1 protein-coding gene is annotated in these 1,685 nt (G+C 33.8%); it reads left to right on the forward strand.

Annotated elements, in window-relative coordinates; all coding sequences use genetic code 11:
* The first annotated feature begins 470 nt into the window (after positions 1-470).
* On the forward strand, positions 471-1,565 hold the full coding sequence (gene ald, locus WBN21_RS07595) for an alanine dehydrogenase (protein ID WP_424198990.1): 1,095 nt from the start codon (positions 471-473) through the stop codon (positions 1,563-1,565).
* The last annotated feature ends 120 nt before the right edge of the window (positions 1,566-1,685 follow it).

Raw genomic sequence — 1,685 nt, forward strand, 5'->3', positions numbered from 1 at the left:
AGAACAATTATGTGGTAGAACGCCTAAAAAAGTGATTGTGGTTCCTGGAAAAATAGTCAACATAGTGGGCTAATTCAAGAAGGTGGAATGAAAGAAAAGGTTCGATTTAACTTTTTAGACTGAATACTGAATACTACGGAATAACCCGCGTTAGGGATAAAAGTGGACCTGCCTGCCGGCAGGCAGGCGCCCAAATTAAAATCTAAAAAATAAACATGAATTTTACCGAAATTATTGGGTTTTTAAAACGGAGGTCGTCCATGATTTTTGCTAATAGTATTTCGGTTGTGTCTTCTCTTTTATTGATTTACTTTAAGATAATTTACACTAAAAAGCGGGCGTGCTTTGTATAAAAAGCAGATTAACTGAAATTTACTTGAAAATAATTTAACAAAAATGCTATTTTGCTGATAATATTTAAAAATATTATTATAATTTTGTTGTAGTTTTAAACTTTAAAACATCTATTTATGAATATTGGAGTTCCTATTGAAATTAAAAATAATGAAAATAGAGTAGGTATGACACCGTCTGGTGTTTTTGAGCTTACTAAAAGAAATCATACAGTTTACGTTCAAAAAAATGCTGGATTTAATAGTGGTTTTTTAGATGAAGACTATACTGGTGCTGGTGCAAAAATTCTTGATACTATCGAGGAAGTTTATGCCATTGCAGATATGATTGTAAAGGTTAAAGAACCGATTGAGCCAGAATACAAGTTAATTAAGTCCGATCAGATTGTGTTTACATATTTTCATTTTGCATCGAGCGAAGTGTTAACCCACGCAATGATTGAGAGCAACTCTATTTGTATTGCTTATGAAACGGTTGAAGATGCTGATGGATCACTTCCGTTGTTAATTCCAATGTCTGAAGTTGCTGGTAGAATGTCTGTTCAACAAGGTGCTAAATATCTTGAAAAACCAATTATGGGACGTGGTATTTTATTAGGTGGAATTCCTGGGGTGCCTCCTGCAAAAGTGTTGATTTTAGGCGCTGGTGTTGTAGGTCTTCAAGCAGCAAGAATGGCGTCAGGATTAGGTGCGAGCGTGCATATTTTAGATATTAATATGAAAGCTTTACGTCATGTAAGTGATACCATGCCGAATAATGTGGTAAGTGAATTTTCGAGTGAATATAACATTAGAAAACATATAGTTGATTCTGATTTAATTATTGGGGGTGTGCTTTTAAAAGGAGCGAAGGCCCCAAAATTGATTACTAGAGATATGCTAAAAGACATGCGACCTGGAACCGTTATGGTGGATGTGGCTGTAGATCAGGGTGGTTGTTTTGAAACTACTAAACCAACAACACATCAAGACCCAACGTATATTATTGATGACATTGTACATTATAGTGTTGCCAATATGCCTGGTGCTGTACCATATACATCAACAATGGGATTAACCAATGTGACTTTACCATACGTTATTAAATTGGCAAACGAGGGATGGAAAAAAGCCTGCGATGGGAATGCCTCGTTAGCTAAAGGTTTAAATATTGTAAATGGAAAAATTGTTTATAAAGAAATTGCTGAGGCTTTTGACATGGAAATGGCTTAGAATTTTTTTGAATTATAAATAAAATAATTAGCTGACAAAAATTCAGATTGAAAAATTGGCGTTATTTTTGCCATCTTTAATTTGAAATTTAAAACATAAAAAAAAATGATTGGATATTAT

The organism is Algibacter sp., assembly GCF_049667265.1.
Lineage (GTDB): Bacteria > Bacteroidota > Bacteroidia > Flavobacteriales > Flavobacteriaceae > Algibacter_B.

Coding starts and splice junctions, on each gene's coding strand:
- ald (WP_424198990.1), top strand. CDS start 471: ATGAATATTGGAGTTCCTATTGAAATTAAAAATAATGAAAATAGAGTA.